This is a genomic window from Listeria immobilis (assembly GCF_014322845.1).
GTDB lineage: Bacteria > Bacillota > Bacilli > Lactobacillales > Listeriaceae > Listeria > Listeria immobilis.
The window spans coordinates 1-2,473 of the sequence record NZ_JAASUA010000024.1 but is presented as its reverse complement, the minus strand read 5'-3'; the positions used below and the strand labels follow the sequence as shown (position 1 = coordinate 2,473).

The following is a 2,473-nucleotide window of genomic DNA, read 5'->3' as shown; positions in this document are numbered from 1 at the left end:
TTGCCCGGCAGCGACCTACTCTCGCAGGGGGAAGCCCCCAACTACCATTGGCGCAGAGAAGCTTAACTACCGTGTTCGGGATGGGAACGGGTGTGACCTTCTCGCCATAACTACCAGACAATATAAAGAATTAGAAAGATTGCTCTCTCAAAACTAGAGAAGAAAGGGTTCAGTTAGGTAACTTCGTTTCATTTTTTGGTTAAGTCCTCGATCGATTAGTATTTGTCCGCTCCATGTATCGCTACACTTCCACTCCAAACCTATCTACCTGATCATCTTTCAGGGATCTTACTTTCCGAAGAAATGGGAAATCTCATCTTGAGGGGGGCTTCACGCTTAGATGCTTTCAGCGTTTATCCCTGCCACACATAGCTACCCAGCGATGCTCCTGGCGGAACAACTGGTACACCAGCGGTGTGTCCATCCCGGTCCTCTCGTACTAAGGACAGCTCCTCTCAAATTTCCTGCGCCCGCGACGGATAGGGACCGAACTGTCTCACGACGTTCTGAACCCAGCTCGCGTGCCGCTTTAATGGGCGAACAGCCCAACCCTTGGGACCGACTACAGCCCCAGGATGCGACGAGCCGACATCGAGGTGCCAAACCTCCCCGTCGATGTGGACTCTTGGGGGAGATAAGCCTGTTATCCCCGGGGTAGCTTTTATCCGTTGAGCGATGGCCCTTCCATGCGGAACCACCGGATCACTAAGCCCGACTTTCGTCCCTGCTCGACTTGTCAGTCTCGCAGTCAAGCTCCCTTGTGCCTTTACACTCTGCGAATGATTTCCATCCATTCTGAGGGAACCTTTGGGCGCCTCCGTTACTCTTTAGGAGGCGACCGCCCCAGTCAAACTGCCCACCTGACACTGTCTCCCCACGCGCTAAGCGTGGCGGGTTAGAATGGTCATACAGCCAGGGTAGTATCCCACCATTGCCTCCTCGTATGCTAGCGCACACGTCTCTTCGGCTCCTACCTATCCTGTACAAGCGGTACAAACATTCCATATCAGGTTGCAGTAAAGCTCCACGGGGTCTTTCCGTCCTGTCGCGGGTAACCTGCATCTTCACAGGTACTATAATTTCACCGAGTCTCTCGTTGAGACAGTGCCCAGATCGTTGCGCCTTTCGTGCGGGTCGGAACTTACCCGACAAGGAATTTCGCTACCTTAGGACCGTTATAGTTACGGCCGCCGTTTACTGGGGCTTCAATTCGTACCTTCGCCGAAGCTAAGCACTCCTCTTAACCTTCCAGCACCGGGCAGGCGTCAGCCCCTATACGTCACCTTACGGTTTTGCAGAGACCTGTGTTTTTGCTAAACAGTCGCCTGGGCCTATTCACTGCGGCTCTCTCGGGCTTGCACCCTAATAGAGCACCCCTTCTCCCGAAGTTACGGGGTCATTTTGCCGAGTTCCTTAACGAGAGTTCTCTCGCTCACCTTAGGATTCTCTCCTCATCTACCTGTGTCGGTTTGCGGTACGGGCAGTACTACTCTTCCTAGAGGCTTTTCTTGACAGCGTGAAATCAGGAACTTCCGTACTTTATTTCCTTCCCCATCACAGCTCATGCTTCGCAAGAAGCGGATTTGCCTACTTCTCACACTCACTGCTTGGACGCACATTTCCATTCGTGCGATTCCCTATCCTTCTGTGTCACCCCATCGGTTAAACAATTAGCACTGGTACAGGAATCTCTACCTGTTGTCCATCGCCTACGCCTATCGGCCTCGGCTTAGGTCCCGACTAACCCTGAGCGGACGAGCCTTCCTCAGGAAACCTTAGATATTCGGTGGAAGGGATTCTCACCCTTCTTTCGCTACTCATACCGGCATTCTCACTTCTAAGCGCTCCACCAGTCCTTCCGGTCTGACTTCACCGCCCTTAGAACGCTCTCCTACCACGAACCTCTAAAGAGGTTCATCCACAGTTTCGGTAATATGTTTAGCCCCGGTACATTTTCGGCGCGGGGTCACTCGACCAGTGAGCTATTACGCACTCTTTCAATGGTGGCTGCTTCTAAGCCAACATCCTGGTTGTCTAAGCAACCCCACATCCTTTTCCACTTAACATATATTTGGGGACCTTAACTGGTGGTCTGGGCTGTTTCCCTTTCGACTACGGATCTTATCACTCGCAGTCTGACTCCCGAGTATAAGTACATGGCATTCGGAGTTTATCTGAATTCGGTAACCCGAGAAGGGCCCCTAGTCCAAACAGTGCTCTACCTCCATGACTCTTTACCTCGAGGCTAGCCCTAAAGCTATTTCGGAGAGAACCAGCTATCTCCAAGTTCGATTGGAATTTCTCCGCTACCCACACCTCATCCCCGCACTTTTCAACGTGCGTGGGTTCGGACCTCCAGTAAGTATTACCTTACCTTCATCCTGGACATGGGTAGATCACCTGGTTTCGGGTCTACGACCTGTTACTTATTCGCCCTATTCAGACTCGCTTTCGCTACGGCTCCGCTTTTTCC

At 52.2% G+C, this 2,473-nt stretch carries 2 rRNA genes; both read right to left on the bottom strand.

The features are described from left to right. Positions 1-2: 2 nt before the first annotated feature. Positions 3-118: ribosomal RNA gene (gene rrf / locus HCJ45_RS14770) — 5S ribosomal RNA — on the bottom strand. A 77-nt stretch (positions 119-195) separates the two neighbouring features. Further along, a 23S ribosomal RNA gene (locus HCJ45_RS14765) occupies positions 196-2,473 on the bottom strand; the annotation flags it as partial.